Below are 17,932 nucleotides of genomic sequence, written 5' to 3'. Positions count from 1 at the left end.
TTATGCTGCGCCGCAAAAGTTCAGGTGGAAATGAATAGACCACAGCCTTTTACAAGGATAGCAAGATGACCAACGCGAACAGTGAAAAAAGCCAGAATTCGGTTACCCTGACCGACAACCAGTCAGGTCAGCAGTGGGAACTGCCGGTCATCGATGGCACTGTCGGCCCGCGCGTCATAGACATACGCAAGCTGTATGGGGAAACGGGCATGTTCACATATGACCCCGGCTTCACCTCGACAGCCTCCTGCGATTCCGAGATCACCTATATTGACGGCGACAAAGGGATCCTTATGCACCGCGGCTATCGGATCGAGGATCTGGCCGAACATTGTGATTTCATGGATGTCTGCCATCTGCTCCTGAACGGCGATCTGCCCGATTCCAAACAGAAGACGAAGTTCGAGCACGACATTACCTATCACACCATGCTCCACGAGCAGATGATCTACTTCTTTCGTGGATTCCGGCGCGATTCCCACCCGATGGCGGTGATGGTAGGTGTGGTCGGTGCCCTCTCCGCCTTCTATCACGATTCAACGGATATTACCGATCCTCACCAGCGCATGGTCGCTTCGCATCGCATGATCGCGAAGATGCCGACTATCGCAGCCATGGCTTACAAGTATTCCGTGGGACAGCCCTTCGTTTATCCGCGCAATGACCTGAGTTACGCGGAAAACTTCCTGAACATGACCTTTTCCGTTCCGGCTGAAGAGTACAAGATCAGCCCGACCCTGGCGCGCGCCATGGATCGCATCTTCATCCTGCATGCCGATCATGAACAGAATGCCTCGACATCGACAGTAAGGCTTGCCGGGTCTTCTGGTGCCAATCCCTTTGCCTGCATTGCATCAGGCATTGCCTCTCTCTGGGGACCGGCACACGGCGGCGCCAATGAAGCGGTTCTGCGCATGCTGCAGGAAATCGGTTCAAAGGACCGAATTCCCGAGTTCATCGAACGCGCCAAGGACAAGAACGATCCCTTCCGCCTGATGGGCTTTGGCCATCGCGTATATAAAAACTATGATCCGCGTGCCAAGGTCATGCAGAAGAGCTGCCATGAAGTCCTGGATGAGCTCGGCATCCGCAAACAGGAACCACTGCTCGATCTGGCCATGGAGCTTGAGCGGATCGCCCTGGAGGATGATTTCTTTGTCGAGAAGAAACTGTTCCCCAATGTGGACTTCTATTCCGGTATCATCCTGAAGGCCATGGGTTTCCCCACCTCCATGTTCACTGCTCTCTTTGCCGTGGCAAGGACAGTAGGCTGGATTGCCCAGTGGAACGAAATGGTTGAGGACCCCAATCACCGCATCAGCCGGCCACGCCAGCTTTATCAGGGCAACACGGGACGCGAGCTGCCGGAGTCTTTCAAGAGCTGAGATTCTGGATAAGCGTCGATACTCAACGCGAAAAGGGCGCCAGATGGCGCCCTTTTCATTTGAACTTCATTCATATCCCATGCAGGAATAATCCCGTTAGTCGTCCTCGCGTATCATGGCACTAAAGCCGGCCTCGGCCGCCACCTGGTCATCCACACGGACCTCGCCTTCGAATTTCCAGACCGGTCCACGATTTCGTACTTTGCTCACATGTATATGCAACTGGTCTCCAGGAACGACAGGGCGCCTGAAGCGTGCTTGTTCGACAGACATGAAATAAACCAGTTTTCCTGCAGCCGCACCTTCAAGAGTTTCCACGACAAGCACGGCCGCTGTCTGAGCCATAGCTTCGACGATCAGGACACCGGGCATGACGGGCTGTCGCGGAAAGTGACCCTGGAAAAAGCCCTCGTTGATAGTAACGTTCTTCAGCCCCAGGGCATGCTTGTCGCGTTCCAGTTCCAGGATACGGTCCACCAGCAGCATGGGATAGCGGTGCGGTATCATCCGCATTACGTCCATCACATCAAAGCTGAGTTCAGGTTTATCCTTGGAAGTTTCGGAACCAGATTCCCGTGAGGCCGTCATGCCAGAAATCCCATAACTTGCCATTTCCTAGAGGACAGCCCGCTTCTTTTGGCGAGCATCCGTGTAATGTGCGTTTGTTACTCTGAATCGACGTCTTCCAGGGACAATGAGACGCTTGGAAGCTCTTCATTCAGACGGGAGATGACTTCTTCCGTGATCTCGAAGTCATCTCCGACAAGCAGAAGCGTGGACTTGGGAATAACCATGTTTGCACTACGCTCGCCGGCAATATCATCCGAAATCTTCACGATGGTGAACTCGACCTCTGCCACAGACTCTGAATAGGCTTCTTCCAGACGTCCCATTTCCGTATTCGCCGAGGATTGGAACTGGCTGAACCTCTGCTCAAGCTGTCCGCGCTTTTCTTCGAAGGCTTCCTGTGAAAGGACCGTGCGTTGCCGGGACAGAGCTTCATCTTCCTCCCGCAAGGACTCTTCCTGCTGCTTGAGGTTCTGCTCCATTTCCGATCGCAGTCCCTCGGCTTCTTCACGCAAGCCTTTCATGGCGTCGGCCTCGCGCATGACCTGCTGCAAGTCGACAACAAGAATCTTCGGTGTCGGCATTTCATCCTGCGCCGAGGCCTGGTTAACCATGCCCAGACTTGCCATGACGGTCATGGCGGATACGACAAAGCCGGCAATGAAAGTGTTTCGAAAGGTCATGTCAGAACTGTGTCCCAAAACTGAAGTTGAATATCTGGGTCTCGTCGTAACTTTCCTTCTGGATGGGGAAGCCTAGATCCACGTTGATCATGCCAAGCGGCGAATCCCATGAAAGGCCCGGACCAACGGAAACACGTATTGAACTGTTATCCCCAATAACATCCGTGTCGTCGTCCACGCCCCAGACGGTACCGACGTCGGAAAACAGGCGACCTCGGACATCGAACTCGTCTGGAAGCCCCAGCGGAAAGATGAACTCGACGGTTCCCTTTGCGAAGTTGTTGCCCCCAAGCGGATCCTTGCTGCCCTCATCCCTTGGCCCAATGCCGCCATAATCGAAGCCCCGAAATTCGTCGGCCCCGAGCTGGAAGCGGTCACTGATGCGCGTGTCCTGGCCCAGGCCATACATCGTGCCACCACGCGCACCCAAGGACAGTGTCCATTCATCCCCCAGCGGGAAGTAATAGCGCCCCCCCACACTGCCCCTGAGGAAACGAACGTTGCCACCCAAGCCCGTGAATTGGGTCGTCAGGTCTGCAATAAAGCCTTCTGTCGGGCGGCGGGAGTTGTTGCGTTTGTCCCAAATCAGGGACTGGCTGATGCTGGAGCGCCAGGAGGCACCCTCTTCCTTCTTGGCAGAGATCGGCGCATCATCATCAACATCATCGATCTCCCGGCGTTCAAGCGTATAGCGCCAGACATTCCGTGTATGTTCCGTCAGGTCATAGCCCGCCCGCAAACTTCCACCTCTGCGCTCCTCCTTGAAGGAGAGTTCGCTGCGATCACGCGTGATGCGGAAAATGTCAAAGCCCGCGGAAATGGGCCGATCCATGAAATAGGGTTCCGTAAAACCAAGATTGAACTCGGACCCTGTACCACCAAGACTGACCGACGCCCGCAGGTCCTGGCCCTGGCCGAGCAGGTTGCGCTCACGCAACTGCACGCTACCCAAGGGACCAACAGCCGTCGAAAAACCCGCACCGAAGGTCAGGTCGCCAGTTGGCTGTTCCTCAACATCGGTCTTGATTATGACCCTGTCTTCAGCAGAGCCATCTTCCGTATCCACCTCGACCGTACGGAAGAAGCCCAGGTCCTCGATACGCTGCCTGGACCTGCGCACGCGGGCGCGATTGAAGGCATCGCCTTCCGCCAATCGAAATTCGCGCCGTACGACTTCGTCAACTGTGCGTACATTGCCTTCGATGTCGATACGTTCCACGAAGATCCTGGGCCCTTCGCCAATCTCGTAGACAATGTCGACGACCTCGTTTTCCCGGTCGGTATTGGCGCGTGGCTGAACATCCACAAAGGCATACCCCATTTCACCAATGCGATCGGTCAATTCCTGGACATCATCTTCCACAGTGGTGGCGTCGTACCAATCTCCCTCCTGTGCGTCGATCAGCCCCTCCACAGCCTCCGGTTCCAGGTCGCGAAGGTTGCTCTCGAGCGTGATCTCACCGAACTCGAAACGGGGCCCCTCTTCGATGGTAAAGGTTATGATGAAGCCCGAGCGATCCGGATTGAGTTCGGCATTGGTGGAAAGCACCTGGAAGTCGGCATAGCCTTCCTCAAGATAAAAGCGCCGCAAGAGTTCTCGATCAAAGGCTAGGCGGTCCGGATCATAGACGTCGGAACTGGACAGGAAACGGTACCACGCCGATTCCCGCGTCGAGATTTCACCCCTTAGGGAAGACCCGGAAAAGGCTTCATTGCCAACGAAATTGATGGATTCCACACCCGTCAAGGGACCCTCGTCGATCTCGTAGACAAGATCGACGCGGTTCTGGTCCAATTCAATTATCTTCGGTTCCACGGTGGCCGCAAAACGCCCCTGGCTGCGATAGATGTCCTGGATCGTCTCGACATCATTCTGAACCTTGGTTCGCGTGTAGACCACGCGGGGACGCAGTTGAACCTCCCTTTGCAGCTCTTCGTCATCGATGCGCTGGTTTCCCTCGAAGGCCAACCGATTGATCATCGGATTCTCGGAAACCGCTACGATCAGGGCACTGCCATCCCGCTGCAGTGTCACATCTTCGAACAAACCGGAATCATAGAGGTTTTTCAGTGATTGATCGAGAGTCAGCGGATCAAAATCATCGCCAGGCTCAACCTGCATGTAACTTTGTACAGACGCAGGGTCGACGCGTTGCGTGCCCTCGATGCGAATCTCTTCAATGATCCCGCCTTCATTGATCGATTGTGCCTGCGTACTGTTCGGCATACCGGTCAAGGCCACGGCTACAACCAGCATCCCCCCGAAGAATAGAGTTCTGAGCCCCACGAAAACCTCCCTAGCCGAATTCGGCAACCAGATCTGCATGCTGTCGCCAGTCCCCTGCTGCGTCACGAGCCTGCAAGAAAATCGAATACACGCAATCTTACCAGATCGTTCCAAGTCACGAATACAAAGAGTGTCAGTACTAGCCCCAGGCCGATTCTAAAACCGATTTCCTGTGCCCTTTCGCCCAGGGGGCGCCCACGTACAGCTTCAAACGCATAGAACAGCAGGTGTCCCCCATCCAGCATGGGTACAGGAAAGAGATTGATTAGGCCAAGGTTTATTGAAAGAACCGCCATGAACCAGAGGACAGACACCATACCGGTATCGGCGACATAACCCGACATTTCGGCAATCCGAACCGGGCCGCCCAGTTCGTCGGTGCTTCGAGATCCCGTTATGATTTGCCCGAGCGCCTTCATCGTAGCTCCGACAAGGCTGACGGTTTCCTCGCCGGCCATCCAAGTGGACTGCAGCAGGCCATAACGCACAAACTCGGTGCCACTGGCCGTGATTCCGAGGCGGGCAACCTCCTGAACATTACCAAAGCCGTCCTCGGCTTCCACAATCTCAGGTGTGACCGTAAGGGTCAGATTCCGACTGTCACGAACAACTTCCATGTCCAGGGGCGCAGAGAGATTCAATTGCACTGCACGCTGAATCTGCTCGAAGCGTTCAACTTCGGATCCGTTGATGGCGACAATGCGATCACCGCTCTGAAGACCGGATTCTGCGGCAGCACTCTCCGGCAAGACCTGCCCTATCACGGGTGGGGTAGTCGGCTGCCCGAAAGTAAAGAAGAAACCGGCCAATACCACCAGGGCAAAGAGGAAATTCGCCACTGGCCCGGCCGAAACGATCCAAACGCGTTGTGCCAAGGACTTGTGATGAAAGGAGACAGCCTTTTCCTCCGGTGTCAGCGGTCGTTCGCGACCGCCCGCCCAGCTTCCCGTTTCTTCACCGGCGCCGACGCCTTGGCCCTGATGATCATCCTGTTGCGCAGAACTCGCGGCCGAACGGCTGGGCGCTGGACGGCTGGTCACGTCCGCGTCACCGAACATCTTGACGTACCCCCCGAGCGGGATCGCACTGAATTTCCAGCGTGTGCCGTGGCGGTCATTCCAGCCGAACAGTTCCGGCCCAAAACCAATGGAAAAGGCATCGATGCGCACACCGCACCATCTGGCCACAAGATAGTGGCCCAACTCATGAACAAAGACCAGGACGGTCAGGATGATCAGGAACGGGATTACAAAGTCACCGATACCGCTTAGGAACTGCATAAAAGAACTTCAACTCCTTGGAGCAAGGTAACTGCCGCGAAGAGCAGGCAGCAGAGGTTGTCTCCTTTTACACCACCTGCAGACCCTTGGGAAAGCGCCGACAGTTGAACTCTTCATTATCGTGCCTCGACCCCTTGTTCCACAGAAAGCTCAGCCCTTGCCCTCATCCGAGCCTCCTGGTCGATTTCCAGAACGGATTCGAAGCTGGACGGTTCCACTGGACGGTAACCATCCAGCACCCGGGCCACCAATTGCGCAATAGCCGTGAACCTCAGGCGACGCTCCAGAAAGGCCTCCACTGCTACTTCATTGGCTGCGTTGAAAACAATGGAGGCTCCCCCCCCTTGCCGCAAGCTGTCGCGCGCCAGACGCAGAGCCGGGAAGCGCACTTCGTCCGGTTGTTCAAACGTCAACTGAGTCATTTCCGTCAAATTGAGAGGGTAAACGTCAGAGCGCATGCGATCGGGCCATGCCAAGGCATGAGCAATGGGAGTTCTCATGTCCGGGTTACCCATCTGGGCCAACAAAGACCCATCCGAATAGCGGACCAGTCCATGTACAATGGACTGCGGATGTATGACAACGGAAACCTTGGTGTCCGGAAGATCAAAGAGATGGACGGCTTCGATCAGTTCCAGGCCCTTGTTCATCATTGTTGCGGAATCAATGGTAATCTTGGCTCCCATTAACCAATTAGGGTGTGCCAACGCTTGCTCAGGCTTGGCCGCTTCCATCTCAGCCGAGCTCCAGTTCCGAAAAGGCCCGCCTGAGGCCGTAAGAACGATTTCCTCGATTTCAGCTACCTGGTCGGCGGCAAAAACCTGAAAAATGGCATTGTGCTCAGAATCAACGGGCAACAGGGTCGCGCCTGACATACGGGCGGCTTCAACAAGAAGCTTCCCGGCACATACCAGGGATTCCTTGTTGGCCAGCGCAACGATAGCACCGCGTCGAACGGCTTCCAGGGTGGCCGGAAGACCCGCAGCACCGACAATCGCAGCCATTACCCAGTCACTGTCACGCGCAGCAGCCTCCACCAGCGCCTCAGGTCCCGCGGCGACCTCTGTATGCGTACCGGCCAGCGCTTCCTTGAGGTCCGCGTAAAGCCGGGGATCACCAATTGCTGCAAAAGCAGCCGAGGTTGCCCTTGCCTGATGCGCAAGATGGTTAACCGACCGATTGGCGCTCAGGGCTTCTACATGGAAGCTTTCCGGATACTGGGAAAGCAACTCCAGTGTACTCTTTCCGACCGAACCGGTCGAACCGAGTATGGAAATGCGCCTTGGTCCGCTTGCTCGGGTCATCCGGTCATCCATCCTTCGAACACTGGCCACTGTAGCAGAATCAGCAAGAAAGGAGAGGCTGTCACCAATCCATCAACACGGTCCAATATACCTCCATGCCCGGGCAACAACCGGCCGCTATCCTTGGCATTAAAGTGCCTCTTGACCAGAGATTCGAGCAGGTCGCCAGCTTGGGCAACGCATGCAAGAAGCATGGCGATCAGAAGAAGAATCAGTGGTCTTTCGTAAGAGAAGAACAGTGCTGCAATCATGCCAACCACACCTGCAAATGCGGCACCCCCCAGCAGGCCCGCCCAGGTCTTGTTAGGACTGATTCCAGGACAAAGTCTTGGCCCACCAATGGTTTTGCCCGCAGCCATAGCAGCCGTATCCGTCGACCAGACAACAAGCAGAAGCCATATCGCCAGCAATCCCCCGCTGTCCGTCCTTGAAGCTATGCTCTGAAAAGCCAGGATGGGCAGAACAGTATAGAGCAAACCGAGTACCAACCATGTCCCGGCGTTACCCGCTATTGCTTTAGGGTTCATTCGTCCAAGGATCAATCCTGCCGCGACTGCAAGGCCGGATACCAACCCTGCCGTTAGCGGTGCAGTGTAAACCCACGATAGAAAACAAAGACCTGCTGTTGAAGTGAATGTGATATGCAGCGCCATCGGTACGGCCTCGGGCAACACGAGATGAGACCATTCCCAAGCCATGACTAGGACCACGAGCAAAAGCAGAAAATTGCTGTAAGGCGCCCCAATCAGGAACACTCCGACCACCAGTGGGATAAGCACCAGTGCCGCCAAGACACGCCGCACCAAATTGGCCATGGCAGAGGATCCCCTACCCCGTGGAGACAAGGGCACCGTAGCGGCGCTCGCGCATCTGATATTCCTCCAGGGCAGCAAGGAATGCGTCACGGTCGAAATCGGGCCAAAGGCAATCCGAAAACACCATCTCGGCATAGGCCAATTGCCAGAGAAGAAAATTGCTGATCCGCTTCTCTCCGCCTGTGCGTATCAAGAGATCAGGGTCAGGAATGGCGTTGGTTTCAAGATAGCGCTCCAAGAGGGTTTCGTTGATTTCTCCTGGGTCCAATTCTCCGTCCTGAACCTTCTGTGCCAAGCGCCGTGCGGCCGTTGCAATCTCGACCCGGCCACCATAGCTGATGGCGATCACAACGCTTAACCCCTTGTGATGAGCCGTCTCGTCTTCAATGCGCTCAATCTGACGCAATGTCGACTCAGGCAAGCGCTCACGCTGGCCTATGACACGCAGGCGTATCCCCAGTTCTTCCAGCTCTTGCCTATGCTCACCGCCAAGATAACGCTGCAGCAAGCTCATGAGTTCGGAAACTTCACTTCCCGGACGACGCCAGTTCTCGGATGAAAAGGCAAACAACGTCAGATAGGACAGGCCAACTTCGCTCGCGACACGCACGATCTTTCTGGCCGCCTCGGCACCCTGCAAATGTCCCAGTTTGCGTGGGCGGCCGCGTTGCGTTGCCCAACGGCCATTCCCATCCATGATGATTGCAACATGCCGAGGACAGTTCGCATGAAGCGAAAACGGCTGGGCCGTCATGGAATCAAACCTGCATGATTTCGGTTTCTTTGGCGGCAAGAGCGTCATCGATGCTCTTGACGTGCTCGTCTGTCAGCTTCTGGATTTCATCGGAACGGCGCCGCTGCTCATCTTCCGAGATCTCGCCTTCCTTTTCCAGCTTCTTCAAAGCCTCCATGCCATCACGGCGGATATTACGCACGGCTATCCGGGCCTGCTCGGCGTACTTGGCCGCCACTTTGACCAGTTCGCCGCGGCGCTCCTCGGACAGAGGCGGTATGGGGACACGCACCACACTGCCATCGGAAGCAGGGTTCAGGCCCAGACCTGCATCGCGAATGGCTTTCTCGACGGAACCGATCATCTTCCGGTCCCATACCTGAACCGTCAGCATGCGAGGTTCCGGTACGTTGACCGTTCCAACCTGGGTGAGTGGCATCTGTGTGCCATAGGCTTCCACCATCACCGGGTCCAGCAGGCTGATCGAGGCGCGACCGGTACGCAGTCCGCCAAATTCGCGCTTCAGGGCCTCCAGTGCGCCGTCCATACGGCGGCGCAATTCTTTGATATCGGTATCAGCCATTCTCTAGTTTTTCCCATCGCTTACGATTGTATAGAGTCCTTCGCCACAGAGGACTTCGGCAAAGGCTCCCGGCTTGGCTATGCTGAATACGATCACCGGAATGCGGTTTTCTCGTGCCAGAGATATGGCGGAATGGTCCATAACGCCAAGATCCCTCGAGAGCACTTCAAGATAGCCGAGTTGGTCATAGCGCTTCGCCTCCGGCACCTGGACCGGATCAGCCTCATACACGCCGTCTACCTTGGTTCCCTTGAAAAGGGCACTGCAGTTCATCTCCGAAGCTCGCAAGGCAGCTGCCGTGTCCGTGGTGAAGAAGGGATTGCCGGTGCCCGCAGCAAAGATGACCACACGGCCCTTCTCCATGTGCCGGATCGCGCGGCGGCGAATATAGGGCTCGGATACAGCGGACATTGGGATTGCCGATTGCACCCGTGTCGGAACCCCCAATGTTTCGATGGCATTCTGCAAGGCCAGGGAATTGATGACCGTGGCCAACATTCCCATGTAATCCGCGGTCGACCGATCCATGCCTTGGGCAGCACCGCTCAATCCTCGGAATATGTTCCCGCCCCCTATTACGAGACAGAGTTCAACTCCCATCTCGTGGACCGTTTTCACCTCTTCAGCAATGCGCTGAACCGTTGAGGAATCCAATCCATAGTCCCGCTCGCCCATAAGGGCTTCACCGGAGATCTTGAGCAAAACCCTGCGATACTCAGGTTTGCCGGCAGTCATTGGGGGCCTACTCCCTGCAGCTCCATACAAAATCGGGCGGCCCTTGGCCGCCCGATGATCAATTCTCAGTTGCCAGCCGCTGCTGCAACCTCGGAGGCAAAGTCACTTTCCTGCTTTTCCTTACCTTCACCGAGTTGATAGCGCACAAAACCTGTCAGTTTCACTGGGGCGCCTACATCCTTGGCAGCCTGTTCAAGCACATCGCTCACCTTGGACTCGCCATCTATGACGAAGACCTGTTCAAGCAGAACGGATTCCTCATAGAACTTGCGCAGACGCCCTTCCACCATCTTGTTGATGATATCCTCAGGCTTGCCGCTGGCACGCGCCTGATCCGCCAGGACCTGACGTTCGCGATCCAAAACAGCCGTATCCACACCATCCCGGTCCAGAGCCAGCGGATTGGTGGCGGCTACGTGCATGGCAATCTGCTTGCCCAGTGCGGAAAGCTTTTCAGCGTCCCCCTCGGATTCAAGAGCAACGATCACACCGATGCGGCCCAGACCTTCGGCCACCTGACTGTGAATGTAGCCTGAAACGACACCCTTATCGACGGAGAGGACCTCAGCCCGGCGCAGGCTCATGTTCTCACCAATCGTGGCAATCAACTGCGTCAGTTCATCGCCCACGTTGCGACCTGTGCCCGGATAATCGGCGGCGGCCAGCTTTTCGATATCGCTGCCCTTGTCCAGGGCAATACCGGCAACCTTGCTGACATAGGCCTGGAACTGTTCATTGCGGGAGACAAAGTCGGTTTCCGCATTCACCTCCAGGACCGCCCCGCGGGAGCCATCAATCGCGATCGCGACCAAGCCCTCGGCTGCCGTACGGTCTGCCTTCTTGGCAGCTGCAGAAAGGCCCTTCTTGCGCAGCCAATCCAGAGCCTCCTCCAGATTGCCTTCGGTTTCCTTCAGTGCTTTCTTGCAATCCATCATGCCGGCACCGGTCTTTTCGCGTAGCTCCTTTACGAGCGACGCAGTAATTTCAGCCATCTCTCAATCCCTCAAGTCGAATTCTATCGTGACAACACCTGTTGCCGGCTCATGAACCGCTGGGCTTCTCGGCTTCAGCCAAATCCTCACCTTCGGGTGCCACATTGCTTTCCGCTGCCGAAGTCTCGGGCGCCGGAAGATCTGTTTCAGCACCTTCCTCAGGCAGGGTCTCAGTGACTTCCTCGGCTGCACCGACATCCTCTCCCCGGCGCGCCATGCTTTGCTGCAGGCCATCCAGGATGCTGTCGGCCGCCAGGTCGCAATAGAGGTTGATGGCGCGCACAGCGTCGTCATTACCCGGAACAGGATATCCCACGCCCTTTGGATTGCTGTTGGAATCCAGCACCGCAATGACGGGAATCTCAAGCTTGCGTGCTTCCTGAAGCGCCAGGTGCTCCTTGTTTGTATCGATCACAAACAGGGCATCGGGCAGTCCGCCCATTTCCTTGATGCCGCCCAGAGCCCGTTCAAGCTTGTCACGCTCACGGTTCAGGTTCAGGTTTTCTTTCTTCGTAAGACCCGTCTCTTCCTGCGAGAGGATCTCCTCAAGCTCCTTGAGGCGACGGATCGAATGAGAAACAGTCTTCCAGTTTGTCAGCATCCCGCCCAGCCAGCGTTCGTTGACATAATACTGTCCGCACCGCTTAGCTGCGTCGGCAACGATCTCGCTCGCCTGGCGCTTTGTCCCAACGAAAAGGATACGCCCGCCACCGGCGGCCACTTCGCGCATGAAAACCAGGGCCTGGTGCAGCAGAGGAACCGTCTGCTCGAGGTCGATAATGTGGATGCCGTTACGTTCACCGAACAGGAACGGTGACATGTTCGGATTCCAGCGACGTGTCGTGTGGCCAAAGTGGACACCAGCTTCCAGGAGCTGGCGCATGGAATAACTAGGTACTGCCATTTTCATTTCTCCGGTTGTGCCGCCGCAGGCCAGTGATCCGGGAGATAAAAGATCCCGAACACCGGAGCGATGCCCATGCGCTGGGCCTGATCGCATAAAGCCTGCGTGAGTTTTTCAGACGGTGCGGGTGATACCGCCGAAGCAGGGAAAAAGCAAGGGCCTGAAATGTCTCCCTGCCAGCAATTGCGGCATATCAGAGGTCCTCCACGACAACCCCGGGTATCGATTTGATGGCTTGTCGCCCACTGGCGGAGAGTGAGAAGCCTCCGGGCAGGTCAAGTTCCACTTCACGCCCATCGGTCAGCGTCAGTACCAGGGTCACTTGGCTACGCCCCCGGGATTCCCTGTCCAGAAGATTGCGCAGATCCTTCAAGGGTCTCTCGTCTTCAAGGCAAACCCTCAATCCAGCTGCCGTCTTGGCCAGGGATTCCTCCAGATCCTCGAAGTCCTGTGCTGTCAGGCGCAGCTCGTCGCCTTCAGACTGTCGTTCGACGGATACCGTCACAAGCAATGGACGGCCGCCCTCAAGCAACTCCCGACACCGCACCAGCAATTCGGAAAAGACAGTGACTTCGAAGACACCGCTGGCATCGGACATCTGAACAAAGGCAAAGCGACTGCCCTTCTTAGAGGTTCGCTCTTGCTTGGCCACCACGATTCCGGCAAGCGCCTGACGGGTTTGCCCTCCTACAATCGCCCGCGGCAACTCGGCAAAGGAAACAACACGTCGACGCTGCAGAAGATTTTCGTAGGAATCCAGGGGATGGGCGGAAAGATAAAAGCCAATGGCTTCGAATTCGTGCTTGAGCCTTTCCATTGCAGGCCAGTCATTCACTGGCGAAAGGCGAATATCCTCCTGGGTTTCGGTGCCATTTCCCCCAAGCAGACTGAACTGGCCGGCATCGCGCTCAGTGGCTGCACTGGCGGCCTGGCGCACCAATGTTTCAGCCGCCAGGAAAACCTGTTGGCGATTGCTGTTCAGGCTGTCAAAGCCACCGGCACAGGCCAGGTTCTCAATGGCACGCTTGTTGATCTGTCTTGCATCAAGTCGTTGCGCCAGGTCCGAGAGAGACCGGAAGGGGCCATTGGTCTCCCGCTCCTGAACCAGCGCTTCCATGGCAGAGGACCCAACATTCTTGATTGCCCCAAGGGCGTAACGAATTCCCTTGCCCTGTCCGTCCGGAAGCACTTCCACGGAAAATTCAGCATGCGAGCGGTTGATGTCCGGGGTCAGCAACGGGACGCCCATGCGCACCAACTCCTGACGAAAAACATTGAGCTTGTCGGTGTTGCCCAGTTCGAAGGTCATGGAGGCTGCCATGAACTCCACTGGATAGTTCGCTTTCAGGTATGCTGTTTGATAGGCCACAAGCGCATAGGCGGCAGCGTGGCTCTTGTTGAAACCATAGCCGGCAAACTTGTTGACCAATTCGAAGATGGAACGCGCTTTCTGCTCCTCCACCCCCTTGGCGACAGCGCCTTCCACGAAGATTTCGCGCTGGGCATCCATTTCCGACTTGATCTTTTTGCCCATGGCCCTGCGCAGCATGTCGGCGGCGCCTAGCGAATAGCCCGCCAGTTCCTGCGCGATCTGCATGACCTGTTCCTGGTAGATCATGATCCCGAAGGTCTCGCGCAGGATGGGCTCCAGAGTGGGATAAAGATAGTCCGGCTCCTCCTCGCCTTTCTTGCGGCGGATGTAGGAGGGAATGTTCTCCATCGGACCCGGGCGGTAGAGCGCGACCATCGCAATCACGTCTTCGAAACGGTCGGGCCTCAAGCGACGCAGCGCATCCCGCATGCCCGAGGATTCCAACTGAAAGACACCAACCGTTTCACCCCGACTCATCAATTCATACGCCGCCGTATCGTCAAGCGGCATGCCTTCCAGGTCGAATTCGGGCTGTTGCTGGCGGATCAGGTCTCTTGCCCTGGCCAACACAGACAGGGTCTTGAGCCCGAGAAAATCGAACTTCACCAGGCCGGCCAGTTCCACATACTTCATATTGAACTGGGTCACCGGCATGTCCGAGCGCGGATCACGATAAAGCGGAATCAATTCGTCCAGGGGACGGTCACCAATGACAACACCAGCGGCGTGAGTCGAAGCATGGCGATAAAGCCCTTCCAGCTTCAGCGCGATGTCAATCATCCGGCGTATCTGCTCTTCGCTCTCCATGGCTTCCTGCAGACGCGGCTCACCATCGATCGCTTCCTGCAGGGTTACGGGATTGGCCGGATTGTTGGGCACCATCTTGCAGAGTCGGTCGACAAGACCATACGGCAACTGCAACACCCGGCCGACATCACGCAAGACGGCGCGCGCCTGCAGCTTTCCGAAAGTGATGATCTGAGCAACCCTGTCACTTCCGTATTGCTGCTGGACATAGCTTATGACTTCGTCGCGGCGCTCCTGGCAGAAGTCCACATCGAAGTCGGGCATGGAGATGCGTTCCGGATTCAGGAAGCGCTCGAAAAGCAGCCCCCAGCGCAATGGATCCAGATCGGTAATGGTCAGGGCCCAAGCCACAACGGAACCTGCCCCCGACCCTCGCCCGGGACCAACCGGAATGCCCTGATTCTTGGCCCACTTGATAAAATCAGCCACGATCAGGAAATAGCCGGGAAAACCCATCTGCTCGATGATGCCCAGTTCGTATTCCAGACGACTGCGATAGGGTTCCGCCTTCTCCTCCACAGCAGCGTCTGCTTCATCCGGAAGAAAAACATGCTCCTGTAGACGCTGCTCCAGCCCCTCCCGCGCCTGGGCCTTCAGCTCTTCGATCTCGCTTCGACCGGCCTCGCTGGGAAAGGGGGGAAGAATGGGATCCACCTTTTCCGGAAAATAGGCACAGCGGCGTGCAATCACGAGGGTGTTGTCGACAGCTTCCGGCAGATCGCTGAAAAGCGCGCGCATCTCCTCGGCTGACTTGAAATAGTGTTCGGGCGTCAATTGCCGACGGTTGCTTTCCACCACATAGGTGCTCTCAGCAATGCAGATCAGGGCGTCATGGGCTTCATGCTGGTCCCGCGTGGGAAAGAAGGCATCATTCGTGGCGACAAGCGGGATCTCGTGCTTGTACGCCAGCTCAATCAACTGCTCTTCAACCTGATCCTGTTCGGGCAGGCCATGGCGCTGCAATTCCATATACAGGCGATCCGCAAAGCTTTCCTGCAGCTGCAATAAAACACTCTCAGCCTGCTCGCTCCTGTTTCCCAGCAGGCTGTCCGCGATCGGACCATCAGTTCCACCGGTCAGGAGGAACAGGCCGGCACCGTGCTGTTTCAAGGTTTCAAGCAGGACATGCGGATGATCGCCATCCGGGGTTTCCAGGAAGGACTTGCTGACCAGCTTCAGCAGATTGCGGTAACCCTCTTCGTCCCGGACAAGCAGAACGACCTTGTTGGGAGTGCCACTAGGCTCACCAAAGGGACCCGCAGTTTCGAGCCTCACCCCCATAACGGCTCCCACGATAGGCTGCACACCGGCATCGGTCGCCGCCATGGAGAACTCCAGGGCACCGAACAGGTTGCCGGTGTCAGTCATGGCAACGGCTGGCATGGCCTGATCCCGACAAAGAGAGATCAACTGCTTCAGCCGAATGGCACCTTCAGAAAGGGAATAGGCGCTGTGGACGCGCAAGTGCACGAAATCTGAATGTGCCATGCCCCAGGACTCCGTTCATGGGCGAAACGATCCGCAGTTCCTCTCTGCCAATCGTTGGTTATGGATCAGCCTCCGACCAGCTGGCCGTCCTCGACAAGCAGTATCCTGTCCATGCTCCTGGCCAGCTCCAGATTGTGCGTGGCAATCATGGCAGCAACGCCCGTTCCACGGACCAGTTTCTGGAGCAGGTCGAACACGCTGTCGGCAGTTTCCGGATCCAGGTTCCCCGTGGGCTCATCCGCCAGCACAAGTGATGGGCGATTGATAATGGCCCGCGCCAGAGCCACGCGCTGCTGCTCGCCGCCGGATAGCCTTGCCGGCCTGTGTTCGACACGCTCGCCCAGACCAACCAGATTCAACAGTTCCCGGGCGTGCTCCGCTGCCTTGCGCTTCTTCAGGCCTGCGATCATCTGGGGCACAATAAGGTTCTCCAGGGCGGTAAACTCTGGCAGCAAGTGGTGGTACTGGTAGACAAACCCGATGCGGCGTCGACGTATTGCCGTTCGCTCGCGATCCGCTAGATCCTGTGTTTCCTGCCCGGCAATCTCAATACGACCCGCGTCCGGCTTTTCCAGAAGTCCGGCTATGTGCAGAAGCGTTGATTTCCCAGACCCCGAAGGCCCGACCAGGGCGACGATCTCACCACTGTAAAGGGTCATGGAGGCACCTTTCAGCACCTCCAGACCGCGATCGCCCTGTTTGTAGCGCTTGACGACTTGGTCCAGCTTCAGGCGCTCGACTCTCTGCTCACTCATAGCGCAGCGCCTCCACCGGATCCAGGCGAGCGGCTTGCCATGCTGGCAGCAACGGCGCCAGGAAGGAGATGCCAAGCGCCATGAGCACAACTTGCAGCACTTCTGCGGGATCCCGCTCAGCCGGCAGCTTGCTCAGGAAATAGACCTCCGGATTGAACACGGCCGTTCCGAAGAGTTGCTCCACCCAGCTCTGGATCGTCTGGATGTTGTCCGTGAACACAATGCCGATAAGCACCCCGGCCAGGGTTCCGATCAGCCCGATAGAGGCACCGGACATGAAGAAGATACGCAGTATCATGCCACTGGTCGCTCCCATGGTGCGAAGAATGGCAATATCGCGCCCCTTCCCCTTCACGAGCATGTACTGACCGGACAGGATATTGAAAGCGGCCACCAGAATGATCAGGGACAGGATGATGAACATTACATTCCGCTCAACCTGGATGGCGTTGAAGAAGCTGGAGTTGGCTTGCTGCCAATCCACATATCGATAGTCGTTGCCCAGGACAGACGCGATCTCCTGACGGATCTCCCAGACCTGGTCCGGATCATCCACAAAGACCTCTATGGCATTCACGGAATCCTGGTAGCGAAAGAAGGTCTGCGCCAATTCGAGCGGCATATAGATGAAACTGCTGTCATACTCGTACATTCCGACCTCGAAGGTCCCCGAAACGGGATAGCCCTTCATGCGTGGGACGGTCCCCACCACAGTCTCGGAACCTTGTGGAGACAGCAGGGTAAGTGTGTCACCAGGCTGCTTTTGCAGATTCTGCGCCATTCGGCTGCCTATCAGGATACCTGACTGCTCGCTGAATTGTTCCAGAGAGCCCTGCATTACATTGTCGGATATAACCGTGCGCTCTTTCAGATCTTCGAGGGACACCCCGCGGACCGCTCCCCCGATGGCGCGGTCTCCTGCTGTGACGATGACCTGCCCCTGTACCTGCGGGGTGACGAGTTGCACACCTTCCACGCTACGAATTTGATCGGCAATGGTGTCGTAGTCGGTCATTTGGCCTTGGTTGCTGTAGACCGTCATGTGCCCGTTGACGCCCAGAATGCGGCCAAGCAGCTCTTCACGAAAACCGTTCATGACCGCCATGACAATGATCAGGGTCGCCACACCCAAAGCAATGCCCATCAGGGAAAAACCGGCTATGACCGATATGAACCCTTCCTGCCGCCTGGATCGCAGATAGCGCAGGGCTAGAAGGCGTTCGAAGGATCCGAAAACCATGG

15 protein-coding genes are annotated in these 17,932 nt (G+C 56.7%); 1 reads left to right on the top strand and 14 read right to left on the bottom strand.

Annotation, left to right across the window (positions count from 1 at the left end; translation table 11 throughout):
• Nucleotides 1-65 precede the first annotated feature (65 nt).
• Nucleotides 66-1,385 (top strand): citrate synthase, encoded by a 1,320-nt coding sequence (gltA, locus tag BP38_RS0101285; protein WP_026986240.1) that lies wholly within the window; start codon nucleotides 66-68, stop codon nucleotides 1,383-1,385.
• Nucleotides 1,386-1,481: 96 nt separating this feature from the next.
• Here the strand turns inward: gltA and fabZ are convergent, their stop codons facing one another.
• From fabZ to BP38_RS0101215, 14 genes are all read right to left on the bottom strand, one after another.
• Nucleotides 1,482-1,973, bottom strand: coding sequence for a 3-hydroxyacyl-ACP dehydratase FabZ (gene fabZ, locus BP38_RS0101280; protein WP_026986239.1), 492 nt, complete (start codon nucleotides 1,971-1,973; stop codon nucleotides 1,482-1,484).
• Between the two features lie 77 nt (nucleotides 1,974-2,050).
• The gene (locus BP38_RS0101275) at nucleotides 2,051-2,635 is read right to left on the bottom strand and encodes an OmpH/Skp family outer membrane protein (RefSeq protein WP_035723096.1); all 585 of its coding nucleotides are present in this window, start codon (nucleotides 2,633-2,635) and stop codon (nucleotides 2,051-2,053) included.
• 1 nt (nucleotide 2,636) lies between these two features.
• Nucleotides 2,637-4,922, bottom strand: coding sequence for an outer membrane protein assembly factor BamA (gene bamA / locus BP38_RS0101270; RefSeq protein ID WP_245602285.1), 2,286 nt, complete (start codon nucleotides 4,920-4,922; stop codon nucleotides 2,637-2,639).
• Nucleotides 4,923-4,984: 62 nt separating this feature from the next.
• Entirely contained in the window at nucleotides 4,985-6,202 is a 1,218-nt protein-coding gene (gene rseP, locus BP38_RS0101265) for an RIP metalloprotease RseP (RefSeq protein ID WP_026986236.1), read from the bottom strand.
• A gap of 116 nt (nucleotides 6,203-6,318) precedes the next feature.
• Nucleotides 6,319-7,518 carry a 1-deoxy-D-xylulose-5-phosphate reductoisomerase gene (locus BP38_RS0101260; protein WP_081816376.1) on the bottom strand — a complete coding sequence of 400 codons (1,200 nt, stop codon included), beginning with the start codon at nucleotides 7,516-7,518 and terminating at the stop codon, nucleotides 6,319-6,321.
• Entirely contained in the window at nucleotides 7,503-8,321 is an 819-nt protein-coding gene (locus tag BP38_RS18430; RefSeq protein WP_035723093.1) for a phosphatidate cytidylyltransferase, read from the bottom strand. The genes BP38_RS0101260 and BP38_RS18430 overlap by 16 nt, the downstream gene beginning before the upstream one ends.
• 13 nt (nucleotides 8,322-8,334) lie before the next feature.
• Nucleotides 8,335-9,075 (bottom strand): undecaprenyl pyrophosphate synthase, encoded by a 741-nt coding sequence (gene uppS / locus BP38_RS0101250; RefSeq protein WP_026986234.1) that lies wholly within the window; start codon nucleotides 9,073-9,075, stop codon nucleotides 8,335-8,337.
• Nucleotides 9,076-9,079: 4 nt separating this feature from the next.
• Nucleotides 9,080-9,637, bottom strand: coding sequence for a ribosome recycling factor (gene frr, locus BP38_RS0101245; RefSeq protein ID WP_026986233.1), 558 nt, complete (start codon nucleotides 9,635-9,637; stop codon nucleotides 9,080-9,082).
• A 3-nt stretch (nucleotides 9,638-9,640) separates the two neighbouring features.
• Nucleotides 9,641-10,372 carry a UMP kinase gene (gene pyrH, locus BP38_RS0101240; RefSeq protein ID WP_026986232.1) on the bottom strand — a complete coding sequence of 244 codons (732 nt, stop codon included), beginning with the start codon at nucleotides 10,370-10,372 and terminating at the stop codon, nucleotides 9,641-9,643.
• A 65-nt stretch (nucleotides 10,373-10,437) separates the two neighbouring features.
• Nucleotides 10,438-11,364 (bottom strand): translation elongation factor Ts, encoded by a 927-nt coding sequence (gene tsf, locus BP38_RS0101235; protein WP_026986231.1) that lies wholly within the window; start codon nucleotides 11,362-11,364, stop codon nucleotides 10,438-10,440.
• A gap of 49 nt (nucleotides 11,365-11,413) precedes the next feature.
• A complete protein-coding gene (gene rpsB, locus BP38_RS0101230; RefSeq protein WP_026986230.1) occupies nucleotides 11,414-12,268 on the bottom strand; it encodes a 30S ribosomal protein S2 in 855 nt (284 codons plus the stop codon).
• A 193-nt stretch (nucleotides 12,269-12,461) separates the two neighbouring features.
• On the bottom strand, nucleotides 12,462-15,935 hold the full coding sequence (gene dnaE / locus BP38_RS0101225; RefSeq protein WP_026986229.1) for a DNA polymerase III subunit alpha: 3,474 nt from the start codon (nucleotides 15,933-15,935) through the stop codon (nucleotides 12,462-12,464).
• Between the two features lie 65 nt (nucleotides 15,936-16,000).
• Nucleotides 16,001-16,690 (bottom strand): ABC transporter ATP-binding protein, encoded by a 690-nt coding sequence (locus tag BP38_RS0101220; protein WP_026986228.1) that lies wholly within the window; start codon nucleotides 16,688-16,690, stop codon nucleotides 16,001-16,003.
• Complete coding sequence (locus BP38_RS0101215) at nucleotides 16,683-17,930, bottom strand: lipoprotein-releasing ABC transporter permease subunit (RefSeq protein WP_026986227.1); 1,248 nt, start codon at nucleotides 17,928-17,930, stop codon at nucleotides 16,683-16,685. The genes BP38_RS0101220 and BP38_RS0101215 overlap by 8 nt, the downstream gene beginning before the upstream one ends.
• Nucleotides 17,931-17,932 lie beyond the last annotated feature (2 nt).

Source organism: Fodinicurvata fenggangensis DSM 21160, assembly GCF_000686045.1.
Lineage (GTDB): Bacteria > Pseudomonadota > Alphaproteobacteria > Kiloniellales > DSM-21159 > Fodinicurvata > Fodinicurvata fenggangensis.
Note: the sequence above shows the minus strand (reverse complement) of the source record. Positions and strands in the feature narration are given on the sequence as shown.

Coding starts and splice junctions, on each gene's coding strand:
- BP38_RS0101215 (WP_026986227.1), bottom strand. CDS start 17,930: ATGGTTTTCGGATCCTTCGAACGCCTTCTAGCCCTGCGCTATCTGCGA.
- uppS (WP_026986234.1), bottom strand. CDS start 9,075: ATGACGGCCCAGCCGTTTTCGCTTCATGCGAACTGTCCTCGGCATGTT.
- BP38_RS0101275 (WP_035723096.1), bottom strand. CDS start 2,635: ATGACCTTTCGAAACACTTTCATTGCCGGCTTTGTCGTATCCGCCATG.
- rpsB (WP_026986230.1), bottom strand. CDS start 12,268: ATGGCAGTACCTAGTTATTCCATGCGCCAGCTCCTGGAAGCTGGTGTC.
- tsf (WP_026986231.1), bottom strand. CDS start 11,364: ATGGCTGAAATTACTGCGTCGCTCGTAAAGGAGCTACGCGAAAAGACC.
- rseP (WP_026986236.1), bottom strand. CDS start 6,202: ATGCAGTTCCTAAGCGGTATCGGTGACTTTGTAATCCCGTTCCTGATC.
- BP38_RS18430 (WP_035723093.1), bottom strand. CDS start 8,321: ATGGCCAATTTGGTGCGGCGTGTCTTGGCGGCACTGGTGCTTATCCCA.
- fabZ (WP_026986239.1), bottom strand. CDS start 1,973: ATGACGGCCTCACGGGAATCTGGTTCCGAAACTTCCAAGGATAAACCT.
- gltA (WP_026986240.1), top strand. CDS start 66: ATGACCAACGCGAACAGTGAAAAAAGCCAGAATTCGGTTACCCTGACC.
- dnaE (WP_026986229.1), bottom strand. CDS start 15,935: ATGGCACATTCAGATTTCGTGCACTTGCGCGTCCACAGCGCCTATTCC.
- BP38_RS0101220 (WP_026986228.1), bottom strand. CDS start 16,690: ATGAGTGAGCAGAGAGTCGAGCGCCTGAAGCTGGACCAAGTCGTCAAG.
- frr (WP_026986233.1), bottom strand. CDS start 9,637: ATGGCTGATACCGATATCAAAGAATTGCGCCGCCGTATGGACGGCGCA.
- pyrH (WP_026986232.1), bottom strand. CDS start 10,372: ATGACTGCCGGCAAACCTGAGTATCGCAGGGTTTTGCTCAAGATCTCC.
- BP38_RS0101260 (WP_081816376.1), bottom strand. CDS start 7,518: ATGGATGACCGGATGACCCGAGCAAGCGGACCAAGGCGCATTTCCATA.